Source organism: Labrys sp. KB_33_2, assembly GCF_052114505.1.
In the GTDB taxonomy this organism is placed as follows: domain Bacteria; phylum Pseudomonadota; class Alphaproteobacteria; order Rhizobiales; family Labraceae; genus Labrys.
Genome location: NZ_JBFREW010000019.1, coordinates 56,094 through 70,546, shown reverse-complemented (window position 1 = coordinate 70,546; position 14,453 = coordinate 56,094). Strand labels below are relative to the sequence as shown.

Here is a 14,453-nt window from a genome sequence, read left to right as displayed (position 1 = left end):
CCGAGAAGCTACGTCATTGCCAAATGTCGTCGCAGGAATTTTTGCCTTTTTCAGCAGTGATTTGCGCCCGCACCGGAATAGGCGCCCGAGAACATTCGGTAAGCCGAGGAAACACTTCCCAGACGCCGGCATCGGGCTACCTGTCGCTCTTCCTCCGGGCACCGGGCGGCCACGGCGAGCTATTTTTGAGAGATCCCATGCATTCGTCTCAATTCCGGCAACATGCCGTTTTCGCCGAGGCGCTTGCGCGCTGGCGGCTCACACCGGATGGCGAGGCGATCGTCACCCATGCCGCGCGCCTGCTGCCAGTGCGCTGGCAAGGACGTCCCGCCATGCTGAAAGTGGCCACGGCGGAAGAAGAGCGTCAGGGTGGCCTGTTGATGAGTTGGTGGCACGCTAAGGGCGCTGCCGAGATCTTTGCCGCCGAGGAAGACGCCATCGTGATGGAACGCGGCGGCGCTCCGCTCTCTGCCTTGGTCGCCGCCGGGCGGGACGATGAAGCCACGATCATTCTCTGCGAAGTCGCGGCAAAGCTGCATGCAGCCCGTTCCGATCCTCCTCCCTCCCTCGTTCCCTTGCAGGCCTGGTTTGCCGATCTGCAGCCAGCCGCGGCCCGGGAGGGTGGCCTGCTGGCGCGCAGCGCCGCCGAAGCACGTGCCCTCCTGGCCGATCCCTGTGAAGAGACCGTGCTGCATGGCGACATCCATCACGACAACGTCCTCGATTTCGGGCCTCGCGGCTGGCTCGTCATCGATCCCAAGGGCCTGTTTGGCGAGCGTGGCTTCGACTATGCCAATCTCTTCTGCAACCCCGGCAAGGGCGACGGCGGCGCTTTCGCCTCCTCACCCGAGCGTTTTTCACACCGGCTGACCCTCGTGACCGAACATGCCCGTGTCGAACGCAGGCGGATGCTGCAGTGGATCATTGCTTGGACCGGCCTGTCCGCGACATGGCAGATCGAAATCAACGAGAGCCCCGCCATCGATTTTGCGATCATGAAGCTGGCCATCGGCGCAATCGATCAGGGCTGAGCCGCATCAGGGCAGGCGCTCTCCCCGCGAGGCCACCAGCACCGAATACCACTCCTCCCGGCTCCAGCGCGGCAGATAGGCTTGCGGGATCTCCCGGATGCGGTCGAGATTCTGCGTTCCCACGATCGGGATGGTCCGTGCCGGATGGACCATCAACCAGCTCAGGGCGACGGCGGTGCGGGAAATGCCGGCCTGCGCGGCCTTGGCATCGAACAGGGCCACCACCGCCCGTGCCCGCTCGTCCTGCGGCTGCGCCAGCCTGCCTCCGGCCAATGGCGACCAGGCGAGCACCGCCATGTCATTCATGATCGCCTGGTCCAGAATTCCGTCTGCGAGCGGATCGAGCTTGAGGGCCGAAAATTCCGGCTGATGGCTGACGATGGGCAGGCTGAGGCAAGCCGCCAATCCCTGTGTCTGGGCAACCGTATAATTCGACACGCCAATGGCAGCGATCTTGCCGGCCCGATGCGCGTCTTCGAGGGCCCTGGCAATCTCGCTAGGGTGGGTGAGGATATCGGGCCGGTGGATCTGCCACAGATCGATGCGGTCGACCTGCATCCGCTTCAGTGACGCATCGATGGCCGAGGAAAGATAGGCGGCGGAGGAGTTGTAGGGGGTGCCGAAGACGATGCCGCCCTTGGTTGCCAGTACCATGCGGTGGCGCAAGCCGGGGCTGGCTTCGAGCACCCGGCCGAGCTGGCTCTCGGCAACCCCGAAGCCGCCGAGGTCGGACGGGCCATAGATGTCGGCGGTGTCGAACAAGGTGACCCCGGCCTCGAGCGCAGTCTCGATCAGTCGTTGAGCCGAAGCGAGGTTCTCGCCCCCGAAGCGCCACATGCCCCAGGCGACAGAGCTTACCGACATGCCGCTGCAGCCGAGGGGGCGTATCTTCTCTGGTGCCGGCAAATCGCTCATCTCAGGGCCTCACAGTGACGATGCGTCGCTTCTAGAGCAAAGCGCGTTCAAGTGTGAACGGTTTTTGCTCTAACTCTTTGGTTCGACGCGTCTTTGCGATTTGAAATGATTCAATCAAATCACAAGACGCTCGTGCAAGCGGAAGCGGCCATGGACATCCCCTCCTCCCAATAAGGCGGGTCGCCGAAGCTGCGTTTCAGATGCTCGGTCAGTGCCCGCAGCTTGGCTGACGGCCGGCGCCCTTCCGGATGAGCGAGGAAGATGAATTCCGGCTCCGGCCGCACGCCGATATCGACGACCTTCAACTTCCCGGCGCGGATCTCGGGGCCCGCGATGAAAGTCGGCAGCAGGCCTATGCCGAGGCCGGCAAGCGCAGCGTCACGGATCATATCACCATTGTTGACCCGCAAGGCGACCTTCGCCCGCACGATTTCGACACCGTCAGGCCCGAGGAACCGCCAATCGGCAGCCCCCCGGTTCGAATAGAACAGCCCCTTATGATGATCGAGTTCGCCGATGGAACGCGGCGTGCCCTCGCGGTCCAGATAGTCCGCGGATGCCACCAGAATGCGCCGGCTTGGAGCCAGGCGCCAGACCATCAGCCGTGAATCCGCAATGGCACCGTGGCGGATGACGCCGTCATAGGCAGCGGAGGCGACGTCGACCCGGCGATCGTCGAGGTCCAGGATGAGTTCGACCTGCGGATGATCAGCCAGGAACGGAAACAGGGCCGGGCCGAGATGCATGTGCCCAAAGGTAATCGGCGCGGCAATCCGCATCGGGCCGGCCAGGGTGCCGCGCCGCTCCGCCAGATCCGCAGCCGCCTCTTCCACCTCGCGCACGATCCGCCTGGCGCGCTCGAGAAAAGCAGCTCCGTCCTCGGTCACCGACAGGCGCCGGGTGGTACGATGCAGCAGGCGCGTACCGACGGTCCGCTCCAGTTCACCCAGGCGTTCGCTGACCACCGACTTGGACAGGCGGAGGCTGCGTGCCGCCTCGCTGATCGAACCTGCTTCTGCCACCGCTACGAAACTCGCGATCCCGTCCAGCTTCATTGTTCGGAAATCCCGGAAGATAGATCCAATATAAGCAGGATACCCCGAACATGATGACTGCGCCATATTCGCTTCATTCAAAGCGTCTCCCATGAACAAGGAACTGCAATCATGAAAAGGCTCTCAGGCAAGCGCGCTCTCATTACCGGCGGTACCACCGGCATAGGCCTGGAAACCGCCCGCCAATTCCTGGCGGAAGGCGCACGCATCGCGGTGACGGGCACCAATCCCCAAACGCTGGAGGCCGCGCGCAAGGAACTGGGCGAAGGTGCCCTCGTCATTCAGTCGGATGCCGCCGACATCGCCAAGCAAAAACAGCTCGCCGAGACCATCGCGCAAGCCTTCGGCGGGCTCGACATCCTCTTCGTCAATGCCGGCATTGCCCAGCTCAAGCCGCTGGCGGACTGGAACGAAGCCGATTTCGACAAGGTCTTCGACATCAATCTGAAGGGGCCTTATTTCCTGATCCAGGCACTGCTGCCGATCCTGGCCAATCCGGCGTCGATCGTGCTGAACACCTCGGTCAACGCCCATATCGGCATGCCGAACTCCAGCGTCTACGCCGCGTCGAAGGCCGCGTTGCAATCGCTGATCCGCACCTTGTCGGGCGAATTGATCGGGCGGGGCATCCGCCTGAACGCCGTCAGCCCCGGCCCGATTGCCACGCCGCTCTATGGCAAGCTCGGCTTCTCGGAGCAGGACCTGAAGAGCGTCGCCGATAGCATCAAGGGACTAGTGCCCGCCGGCCGCTTCGGCGAGGCCAGCGAAATCGCCAAGGCCGTGGTGTTCCTGGCTTCCGACGAAGCGACCTATACCGTCGGCAGCGAGCTCATGATCGACGGTGGCATGGGCACGCTTTAGGGCTTCCCGAACACCTGCTCCTATCCGGTGCTGCCGAGGCTCGCCGCCTCGTCTTCCGACAGGGCCGAGGGCTGTACGTCCCGAGGCTCGATCGACACCGTCCGCCCCAGGCGCGCGGCTTCCAGGATGCCTTCCATGATCTCGAGCACATGCAGCGCGAGTTCGCCGGAAGCCCGCGACCGTCGCCCCTCCTCGAGGCTGCGGGCTAGGTCGGCCACTCCGAGCATCCGATAGTTGGCGCGATCGGGCGCGGCATAGGGCCAGTTCAGGCCGCCATAGGTCATGGCCGCCGTATCGATGTCCTGCCAGGGCTCGCCCTTGCGGCTGAGGGCGAGGGTGCCGCCGAAGGTGTCCGGATCGGGCAGGCTGAGCGAGCCTTGGCTGCCATGCAGTTCGATGGGCTGGTTGGAATGGCGGAACACGTCCCAGCTCATGCCGACATTGACGATGGCGCCCCCGGCGAACTCGACCAGCGCCATCAAGGTCGTGGGCGTGCCGACGGCAAAGCTCGTGCCCTGGTTCGGCCCGGGCGCAGTGATCAGCCGTTCCGCCTGCCCGGTCGTCGCCATCGCCGCAACCTGGCGCGCCGGCCCCAGCAAATTGACCAGCATGGTCAGGTAATAGGGGCCCATGTCGAGAACCGGCCCACCGCCGGGCTGATAATAGAATTGGGGATTGGGATGCCAATGCTCCATGCCGCGGGTCATCATGAAGGCGGTGCCGGTGGTCGGACGGCCGATCGCTCCCTCTTCCATCAGGCGGCGGGCCGTCCGCCCCGCCGCACCGAGAAAAGTATCGGGGGCGGAGCCGATCGCCAGCTTATGCCGACGCGCCTCCTCGACCAGCCTCCGGCCCTCCGCCGCCGTAACGGCGAGAGGCTTTTCGGTGAAGACGTGCTTGCCGGCGGCAAGAGCCGCCATCGATACCTCGAAATGGACGGCTGGAATGGTCAGGTTGAGAACGAGGTCGATTTCGTCATCGCCAAGCAGTTCTTCCACGCCGAGTGCCCGAATGCCGTATTCCCGGGCTCTGACCTTGGCGGCTTCCGCCGAGATATCGGCACAGGCTTTCAATTCCACGCCGGAGAAAAGCGCAGCATTGCGCAGATAGGTCATCGAGATATTGCCGCATCCGATCACGCCGATGCCGAGTTTACCCATGCGCGTCCTCCGCCATCCCAGTCAGCTTGGTTGCTCATTTTTGCATTAATTTAGAAAGTAAACACGAGAAGCGTTGTGTTTGAATGAAATTTTTTGAACGAAAATGACAATTTATCCTTGACAGCACGCGGCCTCAGGCCAAGCATGACCCGAAAATCAAGGTGAGCATTCACCATAAAGGGAGGACTTGTGATGTCGGACGTTCAGTCACGCTCGACCCCGGTTGCCGGGGCTTCGCAATCCGGGTCGGCAGCAGTGCCGAGCCGGCGCACCTTCCTGCAGGGCGCCGGCCTTGCCGCAGGTGCTCTGGCGCTCGGCCTGCCCCGGCGCGCCCATGCCGCGGACCGCACCGAGATCACCTTCGCCAGCGCCAAATTCTTCGGCAAGCAGACCATGGCGCAGGTGGTGGACGCCTATAACCAATCGCAGGGCAAGATCCACGTCACTTATGTCGAGCTGCCGCCGCCCAGTTCCTCCACCGAAGTGCACACGGCCCTGGTGCAGCAGCTCGCCCGTCGCACGGGCACGCCCGACGTCTTCACCCAAGACGTGGTCTGGATCGCCGAATTCGCGGGTGCCGGCTGGGCCTTGCCGCTGGACGAATATTTCAATGCCTCGGTGCAGAGCCAATTCTTCCCCGGTCTGGTGGCGGCCTGCACGTACAACAACAAGCTCACCGCCCTGCCCTGGTATGTCGATTCAGGCATGCTGTTTTATCGCAAGGACCTGCTCGAAGGCATTGGTGCCAAGCCGCCGCAGACCTGGGACGAACTGGCCGCCGCCGCCCAAGAGATCCAGAAATCCGGCAAGGCCGATTTCGGCTATCTCTGGCAAGGCAAGCAGGCTGAAGTGCTGGTCTGCGATCTCGTGGAGGCGATTGCCTCCAATGGCGGCTCGATCCTCGCCCCCGACGGCAAATCCTCGACGCTCAGCGACGACAAGGCGGTGGCGGCCGTCCAATTCCTCTATGACACCATCAACAAGACGAAGATCAGCCCTTCCGATGTCCTGAGCTGGGACGAAGAACCCTCGCGCCAGCCCTTCACGGCGGGCCGCGCCCCCTTCCTGCGCAACTGGTCCTATGTCTATGCCATCGCGCAGGACAAGGCGGCATCTTCGGTGGTCGACAAGGTTGGCGTGGTGCCACTGCCCCATTTCGCCGGTGGCAAGAGCGCGGCCTGCCTCGGCGGCTATCAATATGGCGTCAACGCCAACACCAAGAACCGGGAGGCGGCCATCGAATTCCTGACCTGGATGTCCTCGCCATCAACCCAGCTCCAGTTCGCCCTGCAGCTCGGGATCGCCCCTACACGCCCCGAAGTGTTCGAAGATGCCCAACTCGGCAAGGAGCAGCCTTTCATGAAGCAGCTCAAATCGGTGTTCACCGGCGCGACGCCGCGCCCCGTCACCCCGAAATATGCCCAGGTCACCCTCGCCATCCAGTCGGGCGTCTCCAAGGCGCTGGTCAGCGGCAACATCAAGGCAGAGTTGGAGGCCGCCAGCACCAAGATCAATTCGATCGTCGCAGGATGACGCGATGAGCGTGCAAGCCTCCGCGGCCAGCCCTCCCCTCGGGGCTGGCCTGCGGTCCCTGGACCTGGCGCCCTGGCTGCTGATCCTGCCGCTGCTGATCTCGCTCGGCTCGGTCTCGGTCTATCCCATCGTCAACGGGGTCTGGCTGTCGCTGACCAATACCTCCCTGGTCACCCAGGAAGACGCCTTCGTCGGCCTTGCCAATTATCGCACGCTGCTCGGTGACGACGGCTTCTGGAACGCCTGGGGGCATACGGTGCTGTTCACGGCGGTGTCGACGGCGCTCGAGACCGTGCTCGGGCTCGCCATGGCCCTGCTGCTGTACGAGCCCTTCATTGGCCGCTCCCTGGTGCGTGCCGCCATGCTGGTGCCCTGGGCAATGCCCACCGTGGTCACCTCGAAAATGTTCGGCTGGCTGTTCGACGGACAGCACGGGCTGATCAACTACCTGCTGAAATCCGTCGGGCTGATCGACGGCAACATCAACTGGTACGGCTCTGTCGACCACGCCCTCGACACCATCATCATCGCGGACGTCTGGAAGACCACGCCCTTCATGGCCCTGCTGCTGCTGGCGGGCTTGCAGACTGTGCCTCGGTCTCTCACCGAGGCCGCCAAGATGGACGGTGCCTCGGCCTGGCGCATCTTCTGGCATGTACGCCTGCCCCTGTTGCTGCCGACCTTGCTGATCGCCGGCATGTTTCGGGCCCTCGATGCCTTCCGCATCTTCGACCTCGTCTATGTCCTCACCGGCGGCGGCCCGGCCGACTCCACCGAGACCTTGTCCACCCTGAGCTACAAGGTGCTCTTCTCCACCCTGCAGTTCGGCTATGGCTCTGCGCTCTCCACCGCGATGTTCATCACCGAAACCCTGATCGCCATCGGCTTCGGCATCTTCATCGTGGCGCGGCTGAGGAGGCAGGGATGAACGCCCGCGAGATCCTGCGCCTCATCGTCGTCTATACCGGCGCGGCACTGCTGCTCGTGTGGTCGGCCGGCCCGTTCCTGTGGCAGTTCTCCACCTCGTTGCAGCTCGACAAGGCGCTGACCGATCCGGTACCGAGCTTCTGGCCTTCGCCGGTCACCTTCGAACACTATGCGAATGTCTTCTTCGTCAAGAAGTTCCAGCTCTATGTGCTGAACTCGGTGATCGTGGCGGGGCTCACCACCCTGTTCTGCCTGGCCATCGGGGCGCTGGCCGCCTTCTCGCTGTCGCGGCTGGAGGTCAAGGGGCGCTTCGGCATCCTCGGGGTCGTGCTCTCGGTCTCGATGTTCCCGCAGATCGCCATCGTCGGCCCGCTCTACCTGACCGCTTCCAATTACGGCTTCCTCGACACCTATAGCGGCCTTGTCATTGTCTATCTGGCGCTCGGCCTGCCGCTGGTGACCTGGGTGCTGTTCGGCTATTTCGACACGCTGCCGCGCGAGATCGACGAGGCCGCGCGCATGGACGGAGTCGGGGTTACAGGTCTGTTCGTCCGCATCATCCTGCCGATGTCGCTGCCCGGCCTCGTCACCACCGGCCTGCTCGCCTTCATCGCTGCCTGGAACGAATTCATGTTCGCCCTGGCCTTCACCTCGACCATCGAGCACCAGACGATCCCGGTCGGCATCGCCAATTTCACCAACCTCTATTACGTGCCCTGGGGCGACGTGGCGGCCGCCTCCGTGGTGGTGACCGTGCCGCTGATCGCGCTGGTACTGTTCTTCCAGCGCCACATCATCGAGGGCCTGACTCAAGGCGCGGTCAAGGAATGACCGTCGCCAAGGAATGACATCATGAACGAGACCGCAAAACTGAAGGCCGGCTGCCAGACCTTCACCTGGGAAATGCTGGGCAAGGGCTGGAGCGGCAATGCCGACGACCTGCTCGCGGCCATCGCGGCGGCAGGTTATGCCGGCATCGAGATCACCGACACCATGATCCCGCCCTATGCCGACCGCCCGCAGGACTTTGCGAAAGCATTGGCAGACCATGGCCTGACGCTGGTGGCCTTTGCCTGCGGCAGCAGTTCCGGTTTCACCGAAGCCGACGCCGTCGAGGCCGACCTCGCCATGGTCGACCGCGCCCTGCGCTTCACCGCGCATTTCCCCGGTGCCATCCTGTCGCTGGGCAGCGCCACGATCATGAGTCCCGGCCCTCTCGACGACAAGTTCGCCATTGCCGGCCGCTTCTACAATGGCGCCGGCGAACTCGGCCGTATCGTCGGCGTCGATGTCGCCGTGCATCCGAGCTCGCATCACGACACGCTGCTGAGCTCGCGAGCCGACTATGACCGCATCATGGCCCTTCTGGACCCGGCCCTGGTCGGCTGGGTGCCCGACACCGGCCACATCCTGCGCGGCGGCCAGGACATCCTCGATACGTTGCGCACCTACCAGGATCGCATCCGCTATCTGCATCTGAAGGATGTCGATGCCGAGGGCCAGTGGCGCATGCTGGGACAGGGCGTCTGCGATCTCAGAGCCGTGGTCGACATCGTTGCCGCAGGGCCGAACTTCAATGGCTGGCTGGTGCTGGAGGAAGAATCCGACACCGCCGCCGCCGACCCCGCAGCTGCCGTCAGGGTCAATCGCGAAACGCTGCGCCGCGCCGGCATCTGACCCATGAGCGCTCACTTTGCGAACAGTAGCGCGGAATAATGGAGGGTCGATCTCCAGATCGACCGTCTTTGTTCTCTATTTCGCTCGACGTTTCCAAGATGGTCGATCTGGAGATCGACCCTCCATCCCTGCATCATCTCGCAAAGGAGAACGCCACGATGGCCACCGTCAATCTCAAGGGATTGCGCAAATCCTATGGCGCCGTCGAGGTCATCAAGGGCGTCGACCTGGAGGTTGAGGATCGCGAGTTCGTGGTCTTCGTCGGCCCCTCCGGCTGCGGCAAATCGACTCTGCTACGCATGATCGCGGGGCTGGAGAAGATCACCGGCGGCGACCTCCTCATCGACGGGCGTCTTTCCAACGACATCGCGCCGGCCAAGCGCGGCCTCGCCATGGTGTTCCAGAGCTATGCGCTCTATCCCCACATGACCATCGCGGATAATATGGGCTTCGCCCTGCGCATCGAAGGTGTGCCCCGGGCCGAACGTGCCGCCAAGGTGCAGGCTGCTGCCGAAACCCTCCAGCTCGGCCCGCTGCTGCATCGCCGGCCCAAGGAGCTTTCCGGTGGTCAGCGCCAGCGCGTCGCCATCGGCCGCGCCATCGTGCGCAATCCCAAGGTTTTCCTGTTCGACGAGCCGCTGTCCAATCTCGATGCTGCCCTGCGCGTGCAGATGCGCATCGAGCTGATGCGCCTGCACGAGCAACTCCAGGCCACCATGATCTATGTCACCCACGACCAGGTCGAGGCCATGACCATGGCCGACAAGATCGTGGTGCTGAATGGCGGGCGGATCGAGCAGATCGGCGCGCCGCTCGAGCTCTATAATCACCCTCGCAACCTGTTCGTGGCAGGCTTCATCGGCTCACCGCGCATGAACACGCTGCCGGCCCGGATCGTCGAAGCCGACGCGACAGGCTTGGGCCTTTCCCTGCCGGGGAACAAGCGCATCCGTCTGCCCTTTGCGGCCAGTGGCCTGAAAGTCGGTTCCGAGGTCACCTTCGGCATCCGCCCCGAGCACATCACGCTGGTGAATGGAGCGGATGACACAGGCGAAGCCATCGCCGGGACGACGAGCATCGTCGAACATCTGGGCGGGCTGACCGTGTTTCATACAGCTATCGCGGACGGACAGACACTGGTGGTGCAAACCGACGGCAAAAACCCCGTGCGTGCCCACACTGAGGTCCGCCTGCGGATCGATCGCGATTCAGCCCATGTTTTCGGGCCTGATGGCACTGCCCTGCCACGCCTGGCCGCAAATATCGCGTAGACCGCACAGGTCTCGCGAGGCGCCAAGACAAGTATGAGTAATGCTGTGTTTTGCAATCCGGCGGTATGGCCGGCAATTGCAAATACACGCTGAAATCCGGGGAGCCGGGACGACGACCGGCTCGATCCAAATGCATCGTCCTTCGATCAACCGTGAAGGCTATGGCTACCGCGCACTTCCGTAAGCGGCGTCGCCGTCATGGTCGGGCGCGGATGCTGCACCATATGGTAGGCGATGCGTCCCGCCCCGATCAGCTCATAATAACGCAACACCGAATCGGCCGCGCGAGGAGCATGTCCTTCGAGATTGGCATGGTGCTGCCCATCCCTGGGTACCACCTTGAAATCACCATTGGCCGCCATCAACCGACGGGCACACAAGGCCTCAATCATCGGACGGGTCTGTTCCGTCCATATGTACCAACCGTAGTCGTCAGCCTGAGTACACAGGAATTCGAGCTCCTCGACCGAGAAGACAGCGGCATGGCTTTCTTTCATGGCTCCACCCTATCGTTTTGACCCCGCTCGATTGAACGCGGCAGGGTGCATATGGTTCCGTGAAGGCAGTGCGAAAACTATAGCGCGCATCGTCGTCGTAACCTAGGTATAGAAATCGATTTATCTTTTAAATTTTATTCATTTACCTGTATTTCGTCGCGTAAAAATTGAGCAAATAAGTCATAATCTGGGCAGAGTTGCATAAATCCGTCATATGAGCATCTTCCCGGCCAACAAGCTGGTGTGAATTCCGCCGTCTCGAGTCGCCGCCTTCCACCGGACAAATCCGCACATTACAGTCGAGCCCGCCCGCAAAAAGGCCAACAATGACCGGACCTTGCCGTTCCCGGACGCAAGCCTCGGCCGGCATGATACCGTCAGTGTCATCACAACCGGAAAAGCCTCCATGCGCCGCCTTTCAATCGCCTTGGTCATGACCACCTTGCTCGCCGGCTCGGCCACAGCCGAGACCTTCAAGGACTGGCAGGTGACCTGCGATACGAGCCGCCAATGCCAGGCCGTCGGCCTGGCCGCAGGCGACCCGGATGCGAAGGGCTATCTTAGCATCCAACGCCGCATCGAGGCCTCGGTACCGGTGGAGGTCCGTTTCTCGGTGGTCGATCCGACCGGTGTCCTTGCCGGCCACCCTTACGTCCTTCTGGCGGACGGCAAGCCCATCGGCGACGTTGCCGGCCGAGTGACGTTCTCCGATCCCGAGGAAGAAGGTGGGCTGGCAGAGGCCACCCTCCCCGCCGACGCAACGTTATATTTGACCCAGGCCCTGCGGCGGCACCACTCCCTGCAATTGCAGGCAGCAGACGGCAGCCTGGCGGTCAATGTCTCGCTGGCGGGCGCTGCCGCCGCCTGGCTCTATATGGACGACCACCTGGCCAAGAACACCCCTCCAGCCGAGCCCGCGACATGAACGGTGGATCGCGGGAGAGAGAAACTTGCGCCTGCCTCTACGCACGTATACTCCTGCGGCCCCGAAAACATTGCAGGCGCGGGCATGGCCAGGAAGAAAACACCCCCTCCCTCCCAATCGACCCCCGCCCCCCAAGCCAAGCGCCCGCGCAATGCCGCGGCGACGCGGCAAGCTATTCTGCAATCGGCGCTGATCGCCTTCTCGCGCGCAGGCTATGACGGTGTCGGCCTGCGAGAAATCGCGGGAGAAGCCGGTGTCACCGCCATATTGGTCAACCGCTATTTCGGTTCGAAGGAAGAGATGTTCGCTGAGGCGGCCAAGATCGCCTGCGCCGATGCCAGCCTGTTCGAAGGCGATGCCACCTCCCTCGCCGACCGCGTGGCGCAGGCGATGGTGGCCAACCCTGCCGGCGAGAGCGCCGGTGTCGATCCGTTCCGGCTGATGCTGCATTCGGCCTCCAATCCCAGGGCTGCTGAAATCCTGCGTGAGGTCGTCACTGAACAATTCGAATGCCCGCTTGCCGCCAGCCTACCCGGCAAGGACCGGCCGGAACGCGCCACCCTGTTCCTTGCCTTGATCGCCGGCGTCGCGCTGATGCGCGACGTGATCGCCAGTTCCTCCCTCGCCCAGGCCGACCCGTCGGCGCTGGCCAAGCGGCTGGCTCAGATGCTCAAGCCCCTGATCGACGACAAGCCGGCCAAGAAGACGGACAAACCCCAGCAGCTCAGCCTGGGATTTTGAGACAGGCTCTAAGCCGTCGAGGCGCTGGCCGGGAGCACGACCACGGTTGTCCCGACGGGCACGCGCCGGTGGAGGTCGATGATATCCTGATTAAGCAGGCGCACGCAGCCTGACGACACCATGGTGCCGATCGTCCAGGGCTCGATGGTGCCGTGCAGCCGGTACAGCGTGTCGCGCCCGTCCTTGTACAGATAAAGCGCGCGTGGGCCGAGAGGATTGCCGATTCCGCCCGGCAACCCGGCGGCGTATCTCGCATAGCGTTCGGGCTGGCGCCGGATCATGTTGGCCGTCGGCGTCCAACGCGGCCACTCGGCCTTGCGGGCGATGGTTGCACGGCCTTGGAAATTGAAAGCCTCTTCCTTGCCCACACCCACGCCGTAACGCAGGGCTCTGCCATGCTCCAGCACGAGATAGGCATGACGCTCGGCCGGATCGACCACGATCGTGCCGGGTTGCTCCTGCGTCTCGTAGGCGACCTCCCGGCGCAGATATTGCGGCTTCACCCGTCGCAGGTCGACAGCAGGCACGGCAAAGGGCTCGGACTCGACGGCTCCATAGAGCAAGGCCTGATCCGGGTCGACAGGCACTTCCCGCATGCTCAGATCCGGTGTGCGGTCCTGCGCGCATCCGGCCACCAAAAAAGGCAATCCAACCATAAAACTACGCCTGCTTATCATCATCACGCCTTCCGCAACGCCACCGACACGGCACGGAGGCGATTGAGCCCGATGACACCGCTGACGTCCATATGTTATGATGCTATGATAGCCATAACCATGAGGCATGAATGGACATCGCGGTCGCCTTGCGCGCTTTCGTCCGCACCGTCGAGCGCGCTTCGGTAACGGCCGCGGCGCGTGACCTTGCCGTCTCCCAGCCCGCCGTCACCAAACATCTGCGCAATCTCGAACGGCATGTCGGCGCCAGGCTGCTGGAACGATCCTCGCGCATCGTACGCCCGACACCACAGGGACAGGCCCTGTACGAAGCCAGCCGAGGCGCGCTCGCCACCATTGACGCGGCCCTGGAAGGAGTCCGGCGTGACATGGGGGCCATCGAAGGCCCGCTCCGGCTGCATGCACCCTCCTGCATCGGCGTCAGGCACCTGCATCCAATCGTCATGGCATTCCAGAAACGCCATCCCGCCGTTACGGTCGATCTCATCCTGGAGAACCGTGATATCGACCTTGTCTATGAAAACTTCGATCTGGCGGTGAGGTATGGACGTCCTGCCGGCCAAGAACTGATCATCCGCCGTCTCGGCCTGATCCGGCGTATCCTGGTCGCGGCACCGAGCTTCCTCGCCCGGTCCGGGCCGATCGACACGCCGGAACGGCTGTCGGACATCGGCATCGTGAGCAGTGCCAGACTGCTTTCGCCGCGCGACATCCTGACATTGCAACATCGCAACGGCGAAACGCTCGACCTGCCTGTTCAGCCCATCCTGCGCACCAATGATGCCGAGGTCATCACCGCCACGCTGCTACAAGGGCACGCGGCCGGGCCGGTGCAGCAATTGCTGGTGAATTGCGAGCTTGCCGAGGGGCGTCTGGTCCGTATCCTGCCCGACTACGTCGTCCGGCCTACGGAAGCTTTCCTGGCCTTCCCCTCGGTGCGTTATATGCGACCGGTGGTGCGCGCCTTCACCGACTTCACCATTGCGGCGCTACGCAAGATCGATGGCATCGATTCGACAGAAAACGACGCGTTCCAGCTCTCTCTCGGTCCCGACGACACGGCCCTGGCTTCCTGCGGCAGCGAGGCTGCGATCTGAGCTTGCGCCTCGATTGCGAGCGGTGCGTTTCCGCAAGGGCCCGCAGAATCTCGTCCGTTGCTGCCGACAAGAGAGTATGAATTGTC

15 protein-coding genes are annotated in these 14,453 nt (G+C 63.2%); 10 read left to right on the top strand and 5 right to left on the bottom strand.

Annotated features, from left to right (window positions below):
* The first annotated feature begins 197 nt into the window (after positions 1-197).
* Positions 198-1,031: an aminoglycoside phosphotransferase family protein gene (locus tag AB4037_RS28400; RefSeq protein WP_441773773.1), complete on the top strand. Its 834-nt coding sequence runs from the start codon at positions 198-200 to the stop codon at positions 1,029-1,031.
* Positions 1,032-1,037: 6 nt separating this feature from the next.
* On the opposite strand, the gene AB4037_RS28395 is transcribed toward AB4037_RS28400, so the two are convergent.
* Together AB4037_RS28395 and AB4037_RS28390 are read right to left on the bottom strand one after the other, a co-directional pair.
* A complete protein-coding gene (locus tag AB4037_RS28395) occupies positions 1,038-1,946 on the bottom strand; it encodes an aldo/keto reductase (protein ID WP_441773772.1) in 909 nt (302 codons plus the stop codon).
* A 119-nt stretch (positions 1,947-2,065) separates the two neighbouring features.
* On the bottom strand, positions 2,066-3,001 hold the full coding sequence (locus AB4037_RS28390) for a LysR family transcriptional regulator (protein WP_441773771.1): 936 nt from the start codon (positions 2,999-3,001) through the stop codon (positions 2,066-2,068).
* Between the two features lie 111 nt (positions 3,002-3,112).
* Here AB4037_RS28390 and AB4037_RS28385 point away from each other — a divergent pair, with 111 nt between their 5' ends.
* Entirely contained in the window at positions 3,113-3,862 is a 750-nt protein-coding gene (locus tag AB4037_RS28385) for an SDR family oxidoreductase (protein WP_441773770.1), read from the top strand.
* Between the two features lie 20 nt (positions 3,863-3,882).
* Here the strand turns inward: AB4037_RS28385 and AB4037_RS28380 are convergent, their stop codons facing one another.
* Positions 3,883-5,022 carry a Gfo/Idh/MocA family protein gene (locus AB4037_RS28380; RefSeq protein ID WP_441773769.1) on the bottom strand — a complete coding sequence of 380 codons (1,140 nt, stop codon included), beginning with the start codon at positions 5,020-5,022 and terminating at the stop codon, positions 3,883-3,885.
* A gap of 192 nt (positions 5,023-5,214) precedes the next feature.
* Here AB4037_RS28380 and AB4037_RS28375 point away from each other — a divergent pair, with 192 nt between their 5' ends.
* From AB4037_RS28375 to AB4037_RS28355, 5 genes are all read left to right on the top strand, one after another.
* Complete coding sequence (locus AB4037_RS28375) at positions 5,215-6,555, top strand: ABC transporter substrate-binding protein (protein ID WP_441773768.1); 1,341 nt, start codon at positions 5,215-5,217, stop codon at positions 6,553-6,555.
* 4 nt (positions 6,556-6,559) lie between these two features.
* Positions 6,560-7,483 (top strand): carbohydrate ABC transporter permease, encoded by a 924-nt coding sequence (locus AB4037_RS28370; RefSeq protein WP_434955632.1) that lies wholly within the window; start codon positions 6,560-6,562, stop codon positions 7,481-7,483.
* On the top strand, positions 7,480-8,313 hold the full coding sequence (locus AB4037_RS28365) for a carbohydrate ABC transporter permease (protein WP_434955631.1): 834 nt from the start codon (positions 7,480-7,482) through the stop codon (positions 8,311-8,313). The genes AB4037_RS28370 and AB4037_RS28365 overlap by 4 nt, the downstream gene beginning before the upstream one ends.
* Before the next feature lie 21 nt (positions 8,314-8,334).
* Positions 8,335-9,159 carry a sugar phosphate isomerase/epimerase family protein gene (locus tag AB4037_RS28360; RefSeq protein WP_441773767.1) on the top strand — a complete coding sequence of 275 codons (825 nt, stop codon included), beginning with the start codon at positions 8,335-8,337 and terminating at the stop codon, positions 9,157-9,159.
* Between the two features lie 158 nt (positions 9,160-9,317).
* Positions 9,318-10,430: an ABC transporter ATP-binding protein gene (locus AB4037_RS28355; protein ID WP_434959609.1), complete on the top strand. Its 1,113-nt coding sequence runs from the start codon at positions 9,318-9,320 to the stop codon at positions 10,428-10,430.
* Between the two features lie 146 nt (positions 10,431-10,576).
* Here the strand turns inward: AB4037_RS28355 and AB4037_RS28350 are convergent, their stop codons facing one another.
* Positions 10,577-10,927 carry a hypothetical protein gene (locus AB4037_RS28350; protein WP_434955629.1) on the bottom strand — a complete coding sequence of 117 codons (351 nt, stop codon included), beginning with the start codon at positions 10,925-10,927 and terminating at the stop codon, positions 10,577-10,579.
* 406 nt (positions 10,928-11,333) lie between these two features.
* Here AB4037_RS28350 and AB4037_RS28345 point away from each other — a divergent pair, with 406 nt between their 5' ends.
* Positions 11,334-11,852, top strand: a complete 519-nt coding sequence (locus tag AB4037_RS28345) for a DUF1176 domain-containing protein (protein WP_441773766.1) — start codon at positions 11,334-11,336, stop codon at positions 11,850-11,852.
* An 84-nt stretch (positions 11,853-11,936) separates the two neighbouring features.
* Positions 11,937-12,593 (top strand): TetR/AcrR family transcriptional regulator, encoded by a 657-nt coding sequence (locus AB4037_RS28340; protein WP_441773765.1) that lies wholly within the window; start codon positions 11,937-11,939, stop codon positions 12,591-12,593.
* A gap of 8 nt (positions 12,594-12,601) precedes the next feature.
* On the opposite strand, the gene AB4037_RS28335 is transcribed toward AB4037_RS28340, so the two are convergent.
* The gene (locus AB4037_RS28335; RefSeq protein WP_441773764.1) at positions 12,602-13,189 is read right to left on the bottom strand and encodes a L,D-transpeptidase; all 588 of its coding nucleotides are present in this window, start codon (positions 13,187-13,189) and stop codon (positions 12,602-12,604) included.
* Between the two features lie 191 nt (positions 13,190-13,380).
* Between AB4037_RS28335 and AB4037_RS28330 the strand changes: the two genes are divergently transcribed.
* Entirely contained in the window at positions 13,381-14,367 is a 987-nt protein-coding gene (locus AB4037_RS28330; RefSeq protein WP_434955625.1) for a LysR substrate-binding domain-containing protein, read from the top strand.
* Positions 14,368-14,453: the final 86 nt, after the last annotated feature.